The following is a 2,702-nucleotide window of genomic DNA, read 5'->3' as shown; positions in this document are numbered from 1 at the left end:
TGGATATTCCGCTCCATAGTACGCCACGATTCCGACACAAAGTACGCCGCCCATTCCGAAGCAAAGTACGCCACGATTCCGAGGGAAAGGTTACCACTTATTCCGAGGCAAAGTACGCCACTTTGTTAAAGAATCGGTGTTCGTATCGGACTGACATTCCGACACAAAGTACACCACTTATTCCGCGCCAAAGTACGCCACTAAGCAGAGTTTAACCGCCAATTACTCTAGGTTTGGTTTATAACCAAAAACCACCTGCAGTATGGCAAATAAGCTACTTAGTATGCATAAGATAAGACAGATACTTTTATTTCTTGACCGGGGTGTATCCCAGCGGGCTATAGAAAAGGAAGTACAGATTACCCGGAAGACCATTGCTCTCTACCTGCAGAAGTTTCAGCAGACTGGTCAGAGTTTAACAGAGCTGATAAAGCTTTCTGATGATCGGCTGGAACAGATTCTGGGCCTGATCAAGCCTTCCATTCCGGAGGATACTGACCCCCGCAAAATCCACTTTAACAGCCTGATTGAATACTTCAATATTGAACTTAAGCGCACCGGGGTAACCCGTTTACTGCTTTGGGAAGAGTACATTAAGGAATATCCTTCCGGGTTTCAGTATTCCAGATTTTGTGATCTGCTGCAGGATCATATTAAGCTCAACGATGCGGTAATGCATTTCGTCCACTATCCCGCAAAATTGATGGAGGTTGACTTTGCAGGCGATGTTCTGCATTATGTTGACCCCTCAAGCGGTGAACTGATTGCCTGTCCTGTATTTGTTGCCATATTGCCTTTCAGCGGTTACGGTTACGTGGAGGCTTTGCCTGATGCTAAGCTTACCCAGGTAGTCCGGGCATTGAATAATGCCATAGACTATTATGGCGGAGTACCCCAGACGGTAAAATCGGATAACATGAAGCAGTGGGTATCTAAAAGCTGCAGATACGAGCCGGTATTTACGGATATGCTCGAACAGTGGGCTAACCATAACAATATTGCTTTGCTGGCAGCCAGGCCCTATAAACCCAAAGACAAAGCCTCTGTGGAGAACAATGTAAAGATTACCTACAGGCGGGTATATGCCGGCCTGCGTAACGATACCTTTCACAGCCTGTCTGAGCTTAACAAAGCGATCCGGGCCAAGCTCGACCAGCATCACCAGCTAAACTTTCAGAAGAAAACATTCAGCAGGCAGGAGCTATTTGACAGCCAGGAAAGATCATTACTTCAGCCGCTGCCGGAATCGGTATACAACATACGCCACTACACCAAAGCAAAGGTTCAGAAACATTATCATGTATTGGTTGGTGAAGACTGGCACTTTTACTCGGTACCTTACCGCTATATAGGAAAGGAAGTGCGTATTATCTACTGTACGGATACCGTGGAGATCTATTGTGATACGCAACGGATCGCTGTACATACCCGGAACTTTATTAAACATGGTTATACCACGATCAAAGAACATATGCCTGAACGGCATCAGGCCATTAGCCGGCAACGCGGATGGAGTCCGGAATATTATTTAAAGAAAGCAGAGGATAACGGTCCGCACACGTATGAGTTCTTCAAGAAAGTAATGGACAGCAAACTGGTTATTGATCAGTCCTATACCGCTTGTCTTGGCCTGCTGCGGCTGATGCGTGCTTGCGGCGCTGTCCGTATGGAAGCTGCCTGCAAAAGAGGCTTAAGAGGGCATAAGTTCAGCTATGGCGCTATAAAAAAGATCCTGGACAACAACATGGATCTGCTGGAGGACGACCTCACCGCAGAATTCCGCATCCCGGCACACACTAATCTCAGGGGCCCTGAAGCCTACAATTAATCCACTAAATAATCCAAAAACGATGAATACACAAAACACAGTAGAACAACTCAAAGGTCTTAAACTGACCGGTATGGCCAAACGTTATGAGGCCGCATTAACACTTCCTGTTCATGAATTGCAGGATGTGCATGCACTGATTGCCATGATCACCCAGGCCGAAGTAGAGTACCGGGAGCATGCCCGTACACAAAAGTATCTTAAAGCCAGCAAGCTACGCTACCATGCCCTGCCCGAAGATATCCTCTGTAACGCCGAAAGGGGTATCACCAGAGAACAGATACTCAGGCTTTCGGATGGCATGTTTATAGAAAAGGGAGAGAATGTACTGATTACCGGTGCCACCGGATGTGGCAAATCCTTTCTTGCCTGTGCACTGGGACGCAGTGCCTGCCTGTTAGGTTACCGCACGCAGTACTTCAGCATGAACAAATTCCTTGAAGCATTGGCTCAGGTCAGGCTTGATGGATCTTATCTGAAATGGATCCGGGCAATCTCTACTAACAAACTGCTTATACTGGATGACTTCGGCCTGAAGGCCTTGAGTAACGATGCACGGATCGCTCTACTGGATATCCTGGAAGACAGATATGGAAACGGAGCCACTATGATCACTTCACAACTCCCGGTAGACAGCTGGTATAACTTTATTGATGAGCCAACACTAGCCGATGCTATTATGGACAGACTGGCAGCTTCTGCACACAGAATAGCCCTTACGGGCAAGTCACTGAGAAAGAAAAAAAATCATTAGGTTTGAATATTATCACTCTTGCTTAGTGATGTTACAGGCCGGTCTGCCTGGCGTACTTTGCTCCGGAATAAATGGGGTACTTTGTCGCGGAACACTGGCGTACTTTCGTCGGAATATCTA

Annotated in this window: 2 protein-coding genes; both read left to right on the top strand. The window is 46.9% G+C overall.

The features are described from left to right. Positions 1 to 262: 262 nt before the first annotated feature. Positions 263 to 1,828, top strand: coding sequence for an IS21 family transposase (istA, locus tag BLR27_RS18265; protein WP_090707310.1), 1,566 nt, complete (start codon positions 263 to 265; stop codon positions 1,826 to 1,828). Between the two features lie 22 nt (positions 1,829 to 1,850). Continuing rightward, entirely contained in the window at positions 1,851 to 2,582 is a 732-nt protein-coding gene (gene istB, locus BLR27_RS18260; protein ID WP_090707309.1) for an IS21-like element helper ATPase IstB, read from the top strand. Positions 2,583 to 2,702 lie beyond the last annotated feature (120 nt).

The organism is Daejeonella rubra, assembly GCF_900103545.1.
GTDB lineage: Bacteria > Bacteroidota > Bacteroidia > Sphingobacteriales > Sphingobacteriaceae > Daejeonella > Daejeonella rubra.
The sequence above is the reverse complement of the archived record's forward strand: the minus strand, read 5'-3'. Positions and strand labels throughout refer to the sequence as shown.